Origin of the sequence: Streptomyces spinosus, from assembly GCF_020400655.1 — a bacterium.
Classification (GTDB): domain Bacteria; phylum Actinomycetota; class Actinomycetes; order Streptomycetales; family Streptomycetaceae; genus Streptomyces; species Streptomyces argyrophylli.
This window is the reverse complement of record NZ_JAINRC010000001.1, coordinates 87,971-103,056: the sequence shown is the minus strand read 5'-3', so window position 1 is coordinate 103,056 and position 15,086 is coordinate 87,971. Positions and strand designations below refer to the sequence as shown.

Sequence of the window (15,086 nt, the reverse complement as noted above, 5' to 3'; positions counted from 1 at the left end):
CGCCGGGGAGGGGTGCGCTTTCTTACGGGGGTCAGGAGCCGCTGCCCCATGGACGCTGGTGCGGGCGCCTGTCCGGGGGAGCCGTGGGATCGGGGGAGACCGTTGGCCCCGGCCGGTGTCGTCGGCCTGCGCGGGTGCCGGGCGCCGTCAGCGGCCCGGCTGGGTCGGTACCCGGCGAGTGAAGACCGCTCCTGACGGAAGACCGGGGGCCGTACCTCCTCGACGAGGGGAGAGGCCCTCGGCGGTACCGCCGGTCAGCGGCCGGACGGGACGAGTTCCCGTGCCGGCCGCGTCGGTGCCGGACGCGGGGTCCGCGAGGTGCGCCACAGCCACAGCACGTCCCGTCCGAAGGACCACACCAGCGAACCGAGGGCGAGCAGGACGACGGCGAGGCTGGCCGCGGCCGGCAGCAGCTGCGCGCCCGCGACCAGCAGGCAGACGCCCTGGATCGCGGCCACGGTCTTGCGGGCGAACGACGGCGGCAGCGGGGCCGTCAGCCAGGGCGCGAGCCGGGCCGCGGCGACGAACGCGTACCGCATGCCGCCGATCAGCAGCACCCACGGGCCGAGCTGCGTCGACACGTACACGCTCAGCACCAGGATGAGGAACGCGTCCACCTCCATGTCGAAGCGCGCCCCGAGCGCGGAGCAGGTGCCGGTGCGGCGGGCGACCTTGCCGTCCACGCCGTCCAGCAGCAGGGCCACGGCGGTCAGCGCGACCAGCAGCGTCACCGGCGGCGCGCTCTCGAAGGAGTCCGCGACGAGCGCGGTCACCCCGCCTACCAGGGTGGCCCGGCCCAGCGTGACCCGGTTCGCGGGGCCGAAGGAGCGCAGCCGGGAGCGGTGCACGGCGCGGGAGAGGACCGCCCAGGTGGCGATCGCGAAGGCGAGCCCCGTCAGCCAGCCCACCGGCCCCATGCCGATCGCCGGGCCGAGCAGGGCCAGCAGCAGGATCTGCGCCCCGGCTCCCAGAGCGGTCTCCTGCTGGAGCCTCGCGTCGTACGTGTTGTTCAGGGCCACCGCACATCCTCCGGCCGAGTGACAGAGTCGATCAACGCCGCGTACTGTGCGCGGCCTGTGCACAACTCGGTACGTGAACAACTTCCCGATCGTTCAGGAGGATGCCGATGAACCGTTCGGCCCGCGCGTTCTGGCTCCGCTCGCCCGGCCACGGAGAGCTGCGCGACGTCACCCTCGCGGAGCCCGGCGAGGACGAGGTCCTGGTACGGGCGCTGTACTCCGGGGTCAGCCGGGGCACGGAGACCCTCGTCTTCCGGGGCGGCGTGCCGGAGAGCCAGCACACCGTGATGCGGGCGCCGTTCCAGGAGGGCGACTTCCCGGCACCGGTGAAGTACGGCTACCTCAGCGTCGGCGTGGTCGAGGAGGGACCGGCCGCGCTGACCGGCCGTACCGTCTTCTGCCTCTACCCGCACCAGAGCCGTTACGTCGTTCCGGTGAGCGCCGTCACCGTGGTGCCCGAGCGGGTGCCCGCCGGACGGGCCGTGCTCGCCGGGACCGTCGAGACCGCCGTCAACGCCGTGTGGGACGCCACCCCGCTGCTCGGCGACCGGATCGCGGTCGTCGGCGGCGGCATGGTCGGCTGCTCGGTCGCCGCGCTGCTCGCCCGCTTCCCGGGCGTCCGCCTCCAACTGGTCGACGCCGACCCGGCCCGCGCCAAGACCGCCGAGGCACTCGGTGTCGACTTCGCCGCACCGGCCGACGCCCTCGGCGACTGCGACCTCGTCGTCCACGCCAGCGCCACCGAGGCCGGCCTCACCCGGGCCCTGCAGCTCCTCGCCCCCGAGGGCACGGTCGTGGAACTGAGCTGGTACGGCGACCGGCGCGTGAGCCTGCCGCTCGGCGAGGCCTTCCACTCCCGCCGGCTCACCGTGCGCGGCAGCCAGGTCGGCACCGTCTCCCCGGCCGCCCGCTCCGGCCGCACCTACGCCGACCGGATGGCGCTCGCCCTCGACCTGCTCGCCGACCCGGCGCTGGACGCGCTCATCACCGGGGAGAGCGCCTTCGAGGAACTCCCGGACGTGATGCCCAAGCTGGTGTCCGGTGAGATCCCCGCCCTGTGCCACCGGGTCACGTACACGGGGACGGCCTGACCTGAGAAAAGAGTGAGCGACGGCTGAACAGGGGACGGCGGGGAGCCGTACTACACGGCATCCCCCGGCGGGCAAGGCGGGGGACCAGACGCGCCGCACCTGGAGGGTCGTCCGTTGTTCAGCATCACCGTCCGCGATCACATCATGATCGCCCACAGCTTCCACGGCGAGGTCTTCGGACCCGCGCAGCGCCTGCACGGCGCCACGTTCCTCGTGGACGCGACGTTCCGCCGCGAGCAGCTGGACGAGGACGACATCGTGGTCGACATCGGCCTGGCCACGCGGGAACTGCGCGCCATCACCGCGGAGCTGAACTACCGCAACCTGGACGACGAACCCGAGTTCGCCGGCGTCAACACCTCCACCGAGTTCCTGGCCAGGGTCATCGCCGACCGGCTCGCCGAGCGGATCGCGAAGGGCGCGCTCGGCCAGGGCGCCAAGGGCCTCGCCGGGATCACCGTCACGCTCCACGAGTCGCACATCGCCTGGGCGAGTTACGAGCGTGGCCTGTGACCGACCTGACCGTGGAGCGGGCCCGCCTCACGTACGTGCCCGCGCAGCCCACCGCCGCCCCGAACGCCGGAATCATCCCCATGTCCCTGCGCAGTGTGCACTTCGTGATGCCGGGCGGCGTCGACGACCCGGCCGCGCCCAGCGGCGGCAACGCCTACGACCGCCGGGTCTGCCTGGACCTGCCCGGCTTCGGCTGGCAGGTCACCCGGCACGCCGTGCCCGGCACCTGGCCGCGCCCGGACACCGCCGCCCGCGAAGCGCTCGCCCGTACGCTCCGGAGCCTCCCGGACGACTCCGTCGTCCTCCTGGACGGCCTGGTCGCCTGCGGGGTCCCGGAGACCGTCGTCCCCGAGGCGCGGCGCCTGCGCCTCGCGGTCCTCGTCCACCTCCCCCTCGGTGACGAGACCGGCCTGGACCCGGACGTCGCCGCCGGCCTGGACGCGCGCGAGCGGACGGTGCTGCGGGCGGTCCCCGCGGTCATCGCCACCAGCGACTGGGCGGTCCGCCGGCTCGTCTCCCACCACGGACTCGCCCCCGACCGGGCGCACGTGGCCGCGCCCGGCGCCGACATCGCGCCCCTCGCCCCCGGCACCGACGGCGTCTCCCGGCTGCTGTGCGTGGCCGCCGTGACCCCGCGCAAGGGCCAGCACCGCCTGGTGGAGGCGCTCGCGGCGGTGCGGGACCTGCCGTGGACCTGCGAGTGCGTCGGCGGCCTCGGCCACGACCCCGCGTACGTGGCCCGCCTGCGGGAGCTGATCGACGGGTACGGTCTCACCGACCGCCTGCGCCTCACCGGCCCCCGCTCCGGCGCCGACCTGGACGCCTCCTACGCCGCCGCCGACCTGATGGTCCTCACCTCCTACGCCGAGACCTACGGCATGGCGGTCACCGAGGCCCTCGCCCGGGGCATCCCCGTCCTCGCCACCGACGTCGGCGGACTGCCCGAGGCGGTCGGCCGCGCACCGGACGGCGGGGTGCCCGGCATCCTCGTCCCGCCGGAGGACCCCGCCGCGCTCGCCGCCGAACTGCGCGGCTGGTTCGGCGAACCCGACGTGCGCCGCCGCCTCAAGGCCGCGGCCCGCGGCCGCCGTGCCGCCCTCGACGGCTGGGCCGCCACCGCCCGCAGCCTGGCGGCGGTCCTCGGCCGTCTCCCGGAAGCACCGCGGAGGACGGCGTGAGCGGGCACCGGGACGCGGGCGAGGAGCGGGTGCAGGTCCGGGCGGAGACCAGTGGGCCGGGTGACGGAGAAGTGGCCGTCCGACCGGGTGCGGACGGCCTGATCCCGGCTCAGCCCGGGCCCCGGGCCGGGCAGTTCGTACGGGGAGCCGCGCGTGCGCGGAGCGAGGAGGTACCGGGCGTGGAGACCGTGGGCACGCGGGGGGACGCGCGGGAGCGCGCCGGGGACCCTGCCGGTCAGGGGGCGCCCGGCGCCGCCGGTCCGGTCATCGCCGGAGCCGGACCCGTGGCCGGCCCGGGCGAGCAGGCCACCGTACGGCTGCGGGACGGCGACCCGGAGGAGCCGGCGCGGTACGCGCCCGAGTGGCTCAGGCTGCGCGAAGGCGCCGACGCGGCGGCCCGCGCGCAGGAACTGCTCGACCCGCTGCGGATCCGGCTGGCCAACCTGCCGGGCCGCTCCGGCGGACTGGTCGTGCACGACCTGGGCTGCGGCACCGGCTCGATGGGCCGCTGGCTCGCACCCCGGCTCGACGGCGCCCAGCACTGGATCCTGCACGACCGCGACCCCTACCTGCTGCACTTCGCCGCCGTCGCCTCCCCGCGCGCCGCCGCCGACGGCAGCCGCGTCACGGTCGAGACCCGGCGCGGTGACGTCGCCCGGCTCACCCCGGACGCGCTGGCCGGGGCCTCGCTGGTGACCGCGTCCGCGTTGCTGGACGTGCTCACCCGGGAGGAGATCGAGGCCCTGGCGGACGCCGGCACGGGCGCAGGCTGCCCGGCGCTGCTCACCCTCTCCGTCGCGGGACGCGTCGAACTGACCCCCCAGGACCCCCTGGACGCCGAGATCACCGAGGCGTTCAACGCCCATCAGCGGCGCGCCGGGCTGCTCGGCCCGGACGCGGTCACCTTCGCCTGCGAGGCGTTCGCCGAGCGCGGGGCGACGGTCCGCGTGCACGCGAGCCCGTGGCGGCTCGGTGCCGCGGAGGCCGCGCTGACCGAGCAGTGGCTGCGCGGCTGGGTGGGCGCCGCCGTCGAACAGCGGCCGGAACTGGGCGACCGGGCCGAGGCGTACCTGAACGCCCGGCTCGCCGCCTGCGCGGCCGGCACGCTGCGGGTCACCGTCCACCACACCGACCTGCTGGCCCTGCCCCGGCCGAGGGGCGCGGCGACGTGAACGGGCGGACGACGGCCGCGGGCACCAGGGTGCCGGCGGGCGAGGTCACCGCCGCGGACGCGCGTACGGCGACGGCACGCGAGGACACCGGTACGCGCGCGCGTACGGCACCGGCGGAACCGGCGTGCGCGGTACCCGGCCCGGCTCCCGCGCACACGCGCGTGGCGCAGGCGCTCCGCGCGGACGCGACGCCCCCGCAAGCACCCCCCACCCCCCGGCGCCGTGACCCCCGAGCCCTCCGTACCCACGTCGGCACCCTCGTCGGGGCCGGCATCCTCGGCGCGCTCCTGTGGCGGCTCGGCACCGGTGCCCTGCTGGACGGGCTGCGGCGGATCGACACCGTGTCGGTGCTGGCTGCCCTGGTCATCGGCGGGGTCACCACCGTGTGCAGCGCGTGGCGTTGGCAACTGGTGGCCCGGGGCCTGCGGCTGCGGCTGCCGCTGGGACCGGCCGTGGCCGACTACTACCGGGCGCTCTTCCTGAACGCGGCACTGCCCGGCGGGATCCTGGGCGATGTGCACCGGGCGGTGCGGCACGGGCAGAGCGCGGGCGACGTACGGCGCGGGGTGAAGGCGGTCGTACTGGAGCGGGTCGCCGGACAGATCGCGCTGGCCGTGGCGGGCGCGGCGGTGCTGCTGACCCTGCCGTCGCCGGTGCGCGCCGAGGTCCGTGCCTTCGCCCCGCTCGCGGTGGCGGCCGCGGCCGGCGCGCTGGCCGTCGTCCTCGCCGTACGGATGAACCGCCCGCCGGCCCGCCGGCACGGCGCGCTGCGCCGGGCCCTCGGCGAGGCCCGCCGGGGACTGGCGTCCCGGCGCAGCGGGCCGGGTGTGGCGCTGTCCTCCGCCGTGGTCCTGGCCGGGCACCTGGTCATGTTCGTCGTGGCGGCCCGGGTGGCCGGCTCGGCCGCTCCGGTCGCGGTGCTGCTGCCGCTCGCGGTGCTGGCGCTGCTGGCCATGGGGCTGCCGCTGAACGTCGGCGGCTTCGGCCCCCGCGAGGGCGTCACCGCGTGGGCGTTCGGCGCGGCGGCGCTGGGCGCGGACACCGGTGTCGCCGTCGCCGTCGTCTACGGCGTACTGAGCTTCGTGGCGAGCCTGCCCGGCGCCGTGGTCCTCCTCCTGCGCTGGTACGAGACCCTGCGCACCGGGCCGGCCGCGCCGGCCCCCGCACCGTCCGCCACCGCCGCCCCCGACGACCGCCCGCCGACCGGGGCCGCCCCCACGGGTCCCGGTCGGCAGGCGGCCGCCGGCCGGGGTCAGTCCCGGTCCGGCGCCGGGCTGAGCAGCCTGACATACGAGTCGAAGGATTCCGCCAGGCTCGCCAGCAGTTCCTTCCCCTTTTCCGCCGAACCCAGGGAAGGACGGCCGATGACACCCGATTCGGTATAGGCGGACATTCCCACGGTGAGCAGATGACGACGATCGTCGGCGACGAAATCGGCGGACTCGTGACCAGGTCGGACGAATTCGGGGTGAGCGTGCAGCAGAATCGAGGTCTCGATTTCTCCCGCGTGCATGTCGGTGAGCAGCGAGGTGACCACCCCGGCCCGTTCCCGCGCCGTCTCCCAGTCCTCGGCGGCCGGGAACAGCGCCATCCGCTCACCGCGCGCGGAGGCCTCCTGGACGACGTTGCCCAGCACGTAGTTGCCGCCGTGCCCGTTGACGACGACCAGTGCGTCGACGCCCGAACGGCGCAGCGACGCCGCGATGTCCGAGACCACCGCGTGGAGGGTCACGGCGGAGATGCTGACGGTCCCCGGCCAGGCCGCGTGCTCGTGCGAGCAGGAGACCGTCACCGGAGGGAGGAGGTGCACCGGGTACGCGGCGGCGATCTCCCGTGCCACGGCGCAGGCGACCAGCGTGTCGGTCGCCAGCGGAAGGAACGGACCGTGCTGTTCGAAGCTCCCGACGGGAAGGACGGCGACCTGTGCTGACACGCCCGCCCCCCGGGTCCGTACGTCCTCGGTGGTGTCCGCCGGCAGCACGCCGCCCACCGCCCCGTACGCCGTCCGCGCGCCCGAACCACTCATCTTTTCACGGCCTTTCGTCTCTGTTGAGGAATCAGATCATGACAGAAAACACCGGCGTCAACATCGGCGTACTGGGCAAGAAGTCCCCGCGGCGTTCCGGCGCGGAACGTGTCGTGAATGCACCGCTGCCCACCGTGTACGGGAATTTCCAGGCGGTCGGTTACCTGGACCACGACCGCGGTGACGAACAGGTGGCCCTGGTGTACGGCGAGATCGGCACCGAGAACGTGCTGACCCGGCTGCACTCGGAATGCCTGACCGGGGACGCGTTCGGCTCCCGGCACTGCGAGTGCGGGGACCAGCTGGAGGCCGCCCTGCGCGCGGTGGCCGCCGAAGGCAGCGGCATCGTCGTCTACTTGAGGGGGCACGAGGGCCGCGGCATCGGTCTGCTCGCCAAGCTGCGCGCGATGGCGCTCCAGGCGGAGGGCCTGGACACGGTGGAGGCGAATCTCGCGCTGGGCCTGCCGGTCGACGCCCGCGACTACGGCGTGGCCGCCGAGATCCTGCGCGACCTCGGGGTCCGCTCGGTACGGCTGATGTCCAACAACCCGCGCAAGCGGGAGGCGCTGGTCCGGCACGGCGTCCAGGTCGCCGAGCAGGTGCCGCTGCTGATCGAGCCGTGCGAGAGCAACATCACGTACCTGCGGACCAAGCGGGAGCGGATGGACCACCACCTGCCCCACCTGGACGCCGTCGCCCACGGCTCCTGAGCGCCCGGTCGCCGGTTCGGCGGGCCGCGTTCCGGAAAGGATCAGACGACGGGCGTGCGGCGCGGTGGAGGAGGCGGCGGCGTGGACCTTCGGGCCGAGGTGGTCATCGTCGGCGGCGGGGTGATGGGCACGAGCATCGCCTGGCACCTGGCGCGCGCCGGAGTCCGCGACGTCGTCCTCGTCGAACGGGACGAGCTCGCCGCCGGCTCCACCTCGAAGGCCGCGGGCGGAGTGCGGGCGCAGTTCTCCGACGAGCTGAACATCCGGCTGGGGGCGCGCAGCCTGGAGGCGTTCGGCCGGTTCGAGCAGGAGGTCGGACAGGACATCGGGCTGCACCGGACCGGCTACCTGTTCCTGCTCACGACGCCCGGGCAGGTGGCCTCCTTCGAGGCGGGGGTGCGGCTGCAGAACTCCCTCGGGGTGCCCAGCCGCCTGCTCACCCCCGAGGAGGCCCGCCGCCTCTCCCCGCTGATCCGCACCGACGGCCTGCTGGCCGCGGCGTACTCCCCGGACGACGGCCACTGCACCCCCGAGGCGGTCGTCCACGGCTACGCGGCCGCCGCCCGCGCCCACGGCGCCCGCATCCTGCGCCACACCGAGGTCACCGGCATCGAGGTGCGCGGCGACACCATCACCGCGGTCGCCACGACCCTCGGCCGGATCGCGGCCGGCACGGTGATCTGCGCGGCCGGTGCCTGGTCTCGCGCGGTCGGCGCCATGGTGGGCGTGGAACTGCCGGTACGGCCGCTGCGCCGGCAGATCGCCGTCACCGGACCGGTGCCGGGCCTGCCGCCCACGCTGCCCATGACCATCGACTTCACCACCAGCCTGTACTTCCACCGCGAGGGCCCCGGCCTGCTGCTCGGGATGTCCGACCCCGACGAGCGGCCCGGATTCGCCACCGACACCCACGACCGGTGGATCCCGCGACTCGCCGAGGCGATGCGGCGGCGTGCCCCCGCCCTCCTCGATCTGCCCCGCACGGGCGGCTGGGCGGGCCTGTACGAGAACACCCCCGACCACAACGCCCTGATCGGCGAGGCGCCGCACGTGTCCCGGTTCCTGTACGCGACCGGCTTCTCCGGGCACGGCTTCCTCCAGGGCCCGGCCGTCGGCGAGGTGATCCGGGACCTGTACCTCGGCCGCGTACCCTTCCTGGACATCAGCCCGCTGAGCGCCGGCCGGTTCGCGGCCGACGCCCCGCGCCCGGAGGCCAACCTGGTATGACCGAGCTGCATTTGTGGCTGCGCCACGAGCCCCGTACGACCGAACGGCGCACGCCTGTCGTCCCCGCCGACGCCCGCCGCCTGGTCGACAGCGGGATCGCACTGACCGTCGAGGAGTCCCCGCAGCGGATCTTCCCGATCGAGGAGTACGAGGCGGCCGGCTGCCGCCGTGCCCCGGCGGGCTCCTGGGTGACGGCACCCCGCGACGCCGTGATCCTCGGCCTCAAGGAACTCCCCGACGAACCGGCCGAGTTGGTCCACCGGCACATCTTCTTCGGGCACGCCTACAAACAGCAGCCGGGCGCGGCCGGGCTGCTGCGCCGGTTCGCGGCCGGCGGCGGGGCGCTGCTCGACCTGGAGTACCTGGTGGACGACGAGGGCCGCCGGCTCGCCGCCTTCGGCTACTGGGCGGGATATCTGGGCGCCGCGCTCGCCGTGCTGCGGCACCGCGGCCGGCTGGCGGCACCGCTCACCCCCACGACGAAGGACGAGCTGGACGCCGTACTGCGCCCGGCGGCAGGGGACACGGAGTTCACGGCGCTGGTGATCGGCGCCCTCGGGCGCAGCGGGCGCGGCGCGTCGGCGGCCTTCGGCACGGCGGGTGTCGAGGCGACCCGCTGGGACCTCGCGGAGACCCGCGACCTGGACCGGCGGGCCCTGCTCGGGCACGACGTGATGGTGAACGCGGTCCTCGCCACCGGCCCGGTCCCGCCGTTCCTGCGCGAGGAGGACCTGGACTCCCCGGCCCGCCGGCTGCGCACCCTGTGCGACGTCACCTGTGACGTCGGCGGCCCGTTCAACGTCCTGCCGATCTACGACCGTACGACCGACTGGGCCGAGCCCGTGCGCCGCCTGCGCGCGGAGCCGCCGCTGGACCTGATCGCCATCGACAACCTGCCGTCGCTGCTGCCCCGGGAGTCCAGCGTCGACTTCTCGGCGGCCCTGCTGCCGCACCTGCTCGCCTTCGGCCCCGGCGGTGCCTGGGGCCGCAGTCTCGAACGGTTCCACCAGGCCTGCCGCGAACTCGGCGTCCACCAAGGGGAGTCGCACCCATGACCGACCGTGTCCCGGCGAGCGGAACCGTCCACTGGATCGGCGCAGGGCTGTCCACCGGCAGCGGGCTCGCCGCCCTGTGCCGTACGGCCGGCCGGGTGCTGCTGTGGCACCGCACCGAGGACCGCGCGGCCGAGGCGCTGGCCGGCCTCGGCCTGAGGGGACGGGCCGAGCCCCGCGCCCTCACCGCCCCGGCCGCCCTCGGCGCCGCGCTGGAGCCCGGCGACGTCGTGGTGTCGATGCTGCCGGCGCCGGAGCACGCCGGGCTGCTGGCCGTCTGTGTGCGGGCCGGGGCGCACTTCGCCTGCTCCAGCTACGTCTCACCGGAGCTGCTGGCGCACGCGCAGGCGGCGCGGACGGCGGGCCTGGTCGTGCTCACCGAGACCGGCCTCGACCCGGGCATCGACCACCTCTTCGCGCACAGCCTCATCGGCCGGGCCCGGGCGCGCGTCGGCGAGCACACCCCGGCCGCCTACCGGCTCACCTCGTACTGCGGCGGCGTCCCGGCCGTGCCGAACGACTTCCGCTACCGCTTCAGCTGGGCGCCGCTCGGCGTGCTGGGCGCGCTGCGCTCGCCCGCCCGGTACCTGGAGGACGGCGCCGAGACCACGGCCAACCGGCCCTGGGAGGCGACCCGGCCGCTCGTCCTGGACGGCGAGACCTTCGAGGCCTACCCCAACCGCGACAGCATCCCCTTCGTCGCCCAGTACGGGCTGCCCGCCGCCTGGACCCCGCGCACCTTCGTCCGGGGCACCCTCCGGCTGGACGGCTGGCTGAAGGCGTGGGAGCCGGTCTTCGCGGAGCTGACGGCGGGCGACGACGAGCGGATCGCCGCGCTGGCACGGCGGCTGGCGGCCGCCCACCCGACCACGGACGCCGACCGCGACCGGGTGGTGCTCTCCGTCGCCCTGACGGTCGAAACGGGCGGGGGCCGGCCCTGGACCGGCGCCTACCTGCTCGACCTGACCGGTGACGCCGAGGAGTCGGCGATGGCCCGCTGCGTCTCCCGCCCGCTCGCCCTCGGCGTCTGGCACATCCTGGACGGCAGCCTGCGGGCCGGACTGCACCGGGCTGCGGGGTCCGCCCAGCGCGCGGACCGGTGGCTGGCCGAACTCGCCGACGACGGACTGGAGTTCACCTTGACCCTGGGCCAGTAGCCGGCCGCCGGGTCAGTTCCTCACCGCCTCGTGCACCAGCCGCCGCAGCTCGGGGAAGACCTTCAGCCTCTTCGGGCGCACCTGGCTCATGAACTGCACGGTGAGGTCGTGGGCCGGGTCGACCCAGAACGCGGTGGTGGCCACGCCGGTCCAGCCGTACGTGCCCGGGTGGGACGGGGCCAGCGTGCGGGCCGGGTCGGTGACGACGGAGACGTTGAAGCCGAAGCCGAGGCCGTCCATGGCCGGTTCCCGGTGGACCGGAGCGCCGAAGGAGCGGATGGTGGCCCCGGCCGGCAACTGGTTGCGGGTCATCGGGGCGAGCGTCTCCGGGGCCAGCAGCCGTACGCCGTCCAGCTCGCCGCCGCGGCGCAGCATCTCCATGAACCGGTGGAAGTCGTACGCGGAGGAGACCAGGCCGCCGCTGCCGGACAGGAACCGCGGCCGGCCGCGCACCGGCAGGCCCGGCACCGGTTCGATCCCGCCCTCGTCCGTCTCGCCGTACAGCTCGGCCAGCCGGTCCGCCTGTCCGGGCGTGATGTGGAAGCCGGTGTCGGTCATGCCGAGCGGGCCGAGGATCCGCTCGGCGAAGAACGCGTCCAGCGGCTGCCCCGAGACCACCTCGACGACCCGGCCCAGCACGTTGGAGGCGACCGAGTAGTTCCACTGGGTGCCCGGGTCGGCCTGCAACGGCATGCGCGCGTAGACCTCGACGGTCTCCGCGAGGTCCTTGCCCGGCGGCACCGAGTACTCCAGGCCCGCCTCGCGGTAGAGCGCGTCCACCGGGTGGCGGTGGTAGAAGCCGAAGGTGAGACCCGCGGTGTGGGTGAGCAGATGCCGGATCAGGATCGGACCGGCGGCCGGGCGGGTGCGCACGCCGGCGCCCGAACCCTCGACGTACACACGGGGGTCGGCGAAGGCGGGCAGATGGCGTTCCAGCGGGTCGTCCAGGGACAGCCGGCCGTCCTGCACCAGCAGCAGCACCGCGACCGCGGTGACCGGCTTGGTCATCGAGTAGATCCGCCACAGCGTGTCCGGCTCGACCGGCAGCCCGGCGGCCACGTCCCGCAGACCGTACGTGGTCAGATGCGCGACCCGGCCGCCGCGGGCCACGGCCACCAGACAGCCGGGCAGGCGTCCGGCGTCGACGTGTTCGGCGAAGTGCCGGTCCAGGCGGTCCAGCGCCTCGGCGTCCAGCCCCGCCTCGGCCGGCTCCACGTCCTGTCGCAGCAGTCCCATCGCTCTCCTCCGGTCGCGTCGTCCCCGGTGCGTCCCGACTCCCGCGCGGGCCCGCACCCACCTCTCATCGTCGCGCAGGACCGCTGGTCGGGACGGGCCCGTCCGGGGTCTGTGTGATCGATTCGACGCCGGACCCGGGGCGGGGAGCGCCGGCCGGGGCGCTGCCCGTGGGCCGGTCGGCGCTGCGGACGGGGTGCCGGGCCCGCCTCTCGCGGCGGTCCTTGTCAGGGGGGCGGGGGAGCGCCGGCCGGGGCCGGTGTGCGCGGGGGCGTGTTCGCTGCCGGCGGGGTGGGGCGGGCGCGGGCGGGCAGCGCGAGGGCCGCCGGGACGGCGAGGGCGGCCAGGGCCGCCAGGGCGAGCAGGGCCGGGCCGGTGCCCGTGCCCAGCAGGGCGGTCGCACCGGCCACGCCCACGGCGGGGCCCACGTTCAGCACGGTCTGCTGCAACCCGCCCGCGACCCCGGCCACCGTCACCTCCGCCCGCCGCACGATCACCTGCGTGGCCGCCACCATGACCGTGCCGAACCCGGCGCCCAGCAGCGCGAACCCGCACCCGAGCGCGGGCGTGCCGCCGGCCCCGGACAGCACGAGGACGCCGAGCGTGAGCACCGCCGTCGCCCCCGCCGTCGTCGCCCGCGCCCCGCACCGGCGCAGCAGGGCCGGGCACAGCGAGGCCGAGGCCACCATGAGCACGGCCAGCGGCAGGCTGCGCAGGGCGCTGTCGAACGGTGCGAGGCCGAGACGGCGCTGGAGGACGTACGTGGCGACGAACAGCGTGCCGAACAGGGACGCGGAGACGGCGGTCAGGATGCCGAGCGCCGCCCCGACCGCACGGGAGCCGATCACCTCGGGCGGCAGCAGCGGGCTCGCCGTACGCCGCTCGTGCCGGACGAGGGCGGCGGCGGTCACCGCGGACAGGGCGAGGCCCACGCCGGAGACCGGTCGGGCGGTGACCGCGTACACCAGGCCGGCCAGGGTCACGGCGAGCAGGGCGGCCCCTGGCAGGTCCAGCGGGGTGCGGGCGGGTGCCGGGCGCCGCTCCGGGCGGAGCAGGGCGGGCAGCCCGAAGGCGAGCGCGGGCGGCACGTTGACGAAGAACACCGCCCGCCAGCCCAGGCCGGTCACGAGCGCCCCGCCCACCAGCGGTCCCGCTGCCGCCGCCAGCCCGATCGCGGCGGTCCGCACGGCCAGCGGCGACGCGAGCCGGTCCGGTGGCCAGGCGGCCCGCAGCATGCCCAGCGTGGCCGGTTGGAGCAGGGCCCCGAACACGCCTTGCACCGCCCGCAGTCCGATCACCCACCCCACCCCGGGCGCGAGGCCGATGCCGGCCGAGGCGGCGCCGAAGCCCAGCACGCCGAGCCCGAACACCCGCCGCTGCCCGTAGCGGTCACCGAGCCGCCCCGCGAACACCAGCAGGCTCGCCACCGCGACGAGATACGCGGTGCTGGTCCACTGCACCTCGGTGAACGACGCGTCCAGTTCCCGTTGCAGACTGGGCTGGGCGACGGTGAGGACCGTGCCGTCCAGCGCCACGACCACCGCACCCGCCACACTGCTCGCCAGTGTCCAGTGCCGGTTCACCGGCCGTTCCCGGCAGCACCCAGGTGCGCGGCGAGGACGGTGTCGAGCAGCGGGCCGATGTCCTCCTCGCCCAGCGCGAGTTGCAGGCTGCGCCAGCGCCACAGCTGGGCCGTTCCGTGCAGGTTCGCCCACAGGGCGCCCGCCACCCGACGGGCGTCGGCATCCGGGTCCGCCTCACCGATCAGCCGCGCCAGCAGGGTGAACAGCGGAAGGCTCGTGTCCCGCAGGCCCAGATGGCCGCTCTCCAGCAGGTCGTGACGGAACATCAGCTCGTACATGCCGGGGCGCTCCAGCGCGAACTCCAGGTACGTCCGCGCCAGCGCCGCCACTCGGGCGCGTGGCCCCGCGGGCTCCTGTTCCAGCGCCCCGTGCGCCCGTGCGCCCAGCTCGGTGAAGCCCCGCCGGGCGATGGCGGAGAGCAGTTCCAGGTGGGTGGGGAAGTGGCGGCGCGGCGCCCCGTGGGACACGCCCGCGCGCCGGGCGATCTCCCGCAGGGTCAGCGCCTGCGGGCCCTCGGCGGCCAGCAGTTCCACGCCCACGTCCACCAGCCGGGCCCGCAGGCCCGCGTCGGCATCGGTCATGGGCAGTGTCTACCAGGGGCGCGTAGACACTGTCTACTACGCCGTCGGTGGCGGGGAGGGAATGCACGGGGAACCGCCGTGGGTTGACCCGGGCATGACCCAGGACTCCTCGCAGGACGCGCTGCTCGGCCTCCTCTCCGCGGGACACGCCGGCGTACTGGTCACCCTCAGGCGCGACGGCCGCCCCCAGCTGTCCAACGTCAGCCACGCCTACTACCCCGACGAGCGGATCATCCGGATCTCGGTCACCGACGGCCGCGCCAAGACCCGCAACCTCCGCCGGGACCCGCGCGCCTCGTACCACGTCACCAGCGACGACCGCTGGGCGTACACCGTCGCCGAGGGCACGGCCGAGCTGACGCCGGTCGCCGCCGACCCGCACGACGAGACCGTCGAGGAACTGATCCGGCTCTACCGGGACGTCCTCGGCGAGCACCCGGACTGGGACGACTACCGGGCCGCGATGGTCCGCGACCGCCGGCTGGTGGTACGGCTGCGCGTCGAGCGGGCGTACGGCATCCCGAAGGGCTGACCCCGCGGCGGT

14 protein-coding genes and 1 pseudogene are annotated in these 15,086 nt (G+C 75.3%); 10 read left to right on the top strand and 5 right to left on the bottom strand.

Going from position 1 to position 15,086, the window contains the following annotated elements; genetic code table 11:
- Positions 1–254: 254 nt before the first annotated feature.
- Complete coding sequence (locus LG395_RS00445; RefSeq protein WP_225808000.1) at positions 255–1,019, bottom strand: CDP-alcohol phosphatidyltransferase family protein; 765 nt, start codon at positions 1,017–1,019, stop codon at positions 255–257.
- Positions 1,020–1,126: 107 nt separating this feature from the next.
- Here LG395_RS00445 and LG395_RS00440 point away from each other — a divergent pair, with 107 nt between their 5' ends.
- The 5 genes and pseudogenes from LG395_RS00440 to LG395_RS41080 all read left to right on the top strand — a co-directional run.
- Positions 1,127–2,110 carry a zinc-dependent alcohol dehydrogenase gene (locus tag LG395_RS00440; protein ID WP_225807999.1) on the top strand — a complete coding sequence of 328 codons (984 nt, stop codon included), beginning with the start codon at positions 1,127–1,129 and terminating at the stop codon, positions 2,108–2,110.
- A 114-nt stretch (positions 2,111–2,224) separates the two neighbouring features.
- On the top strand, positions 2,225–2,623 hold the full coding sequence (locus LG395_RS00435) for a 6-pyruvoyl trahydropterin synthase family protein (protein ID WP_225807998.1): 399 nt from the start codon (positions 2,225–2,227) through the stop codon (positions 2,621–2,623).
- Positions 2,620–3,801: a glycosyltransferase family 4 protein gene (locus tag LG395_RS00430; protein ID WP_225807997.1), complete on the top strand. Its 1,182-nt coding sequence runs from the start codon at positions 2,620–2,622 to the stop codon at positions 3,799–3,801. The genes LG395_RS00435 and LG395_RS00430 overlap by 4 nt, the downstream gene beginning before the upstream one ends.
- A gap of 266 nt (positions 3,802–4,067) precedes the next feature.
- The gene (locus LG395_RS00425) at positions 4,068–4,973 is read left to right on the top strand and encodes a methyltransferase domain-containing protein (protein ID WP_225808440.1); all 906 of its coding nucleotides are present in this window, start codon (positions 4,068–4,070) and stop codon (positions 4,971–4,973) included.
- Positions 4,970–6,013, top strand: a pseudogene (locus LG395_RS41080) (lysylphosphatidylglycerol synthase transmembrane domain-containing protein); the annotation flags it as partial. The gene LG395_RS00425 and the pseudogene LG395_RS41080, both read left to right, overlap by 4 nt.
- Positions 6,014–6,225: 212 nt before the next feature.
- On the opposite strand, the gene LG395_RS00415 reads toward LG395_RS41080, so the two are convergent.
- A complete protein-coding gene (locus LG395_RS00415; protein WP_263981964.1) occupies positions 6,226–6,999 on the bottom strand; it encodes a creatininase family protein in 774 nt (257 codons plus the stop codon).
- Positions 7,000–7,037: 38 nt separating this feature from the next.
- Here LG395_RS00415 and ribA point away from each other — a divergent pair, with 38 nt between their 5' ends.
- The 4 genes from ribA (at position 7,038) to LG395_RS00395 (ending at position 11,145) form a co-directional block, all read left to right on the top strand.
- Positions 7,038–7,709 (top strand): GTP cyclohydrolase II, encoded by a 672-nt coding sequence (ribA, locus tag LG395_RS00410; protein ID WP_171150985.1) that lies wholly within the window; start codon positions 7,038–7,040, stop codon positions 7,707–7,709.
- Between the two features lie 81 nt (positions 7,710–7,790).
- Positions 7,791–8,936 carry an NAD(P)/FAD-dependent oxidoreductase gene (locus LG395_RS00405; RefSeq protein ID WP_171150982.1) on the top strand — a complete coding sequence of 382 codons (1,146 nt, stop codon included), beginning with the start codon at positions 7,791–7,793 and terminating at the stop codon, positions 8,934–8,936.
- Complete coding sequence (locus LG395_RS00400) at positions 8,933–9,991, top strand: saccharopine dehydrogenase (protein ID WP_225807996.1); 1,059 nt, start codon at positions 8,933–8,935, stop codon at positions 9,989–9,991. Before LG395_RS00405 ends, LG395_RS00400 begins: the two co-directional genes overlap by 4 nt.
- On the top strand, positions 9,988–11,145 hold the full coding sequence (locus LG395_RS00395; protein WP_225807995.1) for a saccharopine dehydrogenase family protein: 1,158 nt from the start codon (positions 9,988–9,990) through the stop codon (positions 11,143–11,145). Before LG395_RS00400 ends, LG395_RS00395 begins: the two co-directional genes overlap by 4 nt.
- 12 nt (positions 11,146–11,157) lie before the next feature.
- On the opposite strand, the gene LG395_RS00390 is transcribed toward LG395_RS00395, so the two are convergent.
- From LG395_RS00390 to LG395_RS00380, 3 genes are all read right to left on the bottom strand, one after another.
- Positions 11,158–12,381 (bottom strand): serine hydrolase domain-containing protein, encoded by a 1,224-nt coding sequence (locus LG395_RS00390; protein WP_225807994.1) that lies wholly within the window; start codon positions 12,379–12,381, stop codon positions 11,158–11,160.
- Between the two features lie 224 nt (positions 12,382–12,605).
- On the bottom strand, positions 12,606–13,961 hold the full coding sequence (locus tag LG395_RS00385; protein WP_225807993.1) for an MFS transporter: 1,356 nt from the start codon (positions 13,959–13,961) through the stop codon (positions 12,606–12,608).
- On the bottom strand, positions 13,958–14,542 hold the full coding sequence (locus LG395_RS00380; protein ID WP_171150975.1) for a TetR/AcrR family transcriptional regulator: 585 nt from the start codon (positions 14,540–14,542) through the stop codon (positions 13,958–13,960). The genes LG395_RS00385 and LG395_RS00380 overlap by 4 nt, the downstream gene beginning before the upstream one ends.
- Before the next feature lie 94 nt (positions 14,543–14,636).
- On the opposite strand from LG395_RS00380, the gene LG395_RS00375 reads away from it, so the two are divergent.
- Positions 14,637–15,074, top strand: a complete 438-nt coding sequence (locus LG395_RS00375) for a PPOX class F420-dependent oxidoreductase (protein WP_171150973.1) — start codon at positions 14,637–14,639, stop codon at positions 15,072–15,074.
- The last annotated feature ends 12 nt before the right edge of the window (positions 15,075–15,086 follow it).

Excerpts from the sequence above, each read along its gene's own strand:
- LG395_RS00375 (WP_171150973.1), top strand. The coding sequence starts at position 14,637 with ATGACCCAGGACTCCTCGCAGGACGCGCTGCTCGGCCTCCTCTCCGCG.
- ribA (WP_171150985.1), top strand. The coding sequence starts at position 7,038 with ATGACAGAAAACACCGGCGTCAACATCGGCGTACTGGGCAAGAAGTCC.
- LG395_RS00390 (WP_225807994.1), bottom strand. The coding sequence starts at position 12,381 with ATGGGACTGCTGCGACAGGACGTGGAGCCGGCCGAGGCGGGGCTGGAC.
- LG395_RS00440 (WP_225807999.1), top strand. The coding sequence starts at position 1,127 with ATGAACCGTTCGGCCCGCGCGTTCTGGCTCCGCTCGCCCGGCCACGGA.
- LG395_RS00395 (WP_225807995.1), top strand. The coding sequence starts at position 9,988 with ATGACCGACCGTGTCCCGGCGAGCGGAACCGTCCACTGGATCGGCGCA.
- LG395_RS00400 (WP_225807996.1), top strand. The coding sequence starts at position 8,933 with ATGACCGAGCTGCATTTGTGGCTGCGCCACGAGCCCCGTACGACCGAA.
- LG395_RS00415 (WP_263981964.1), bottom strand. The coding sequence starts at position 6,999 with ATGAGTGGTTCGGGCGCGCGGACGGCGTACGGGGCGGTGGGCGGCGTG.
- LG395_RS00380 (WP_171150975.1), bottom strand. The coding sequence starts at position 14,542 with ATGACCGATGCCGACGCGGGCCTGCGGGCCCGGCTGGTGGACGTGGGC.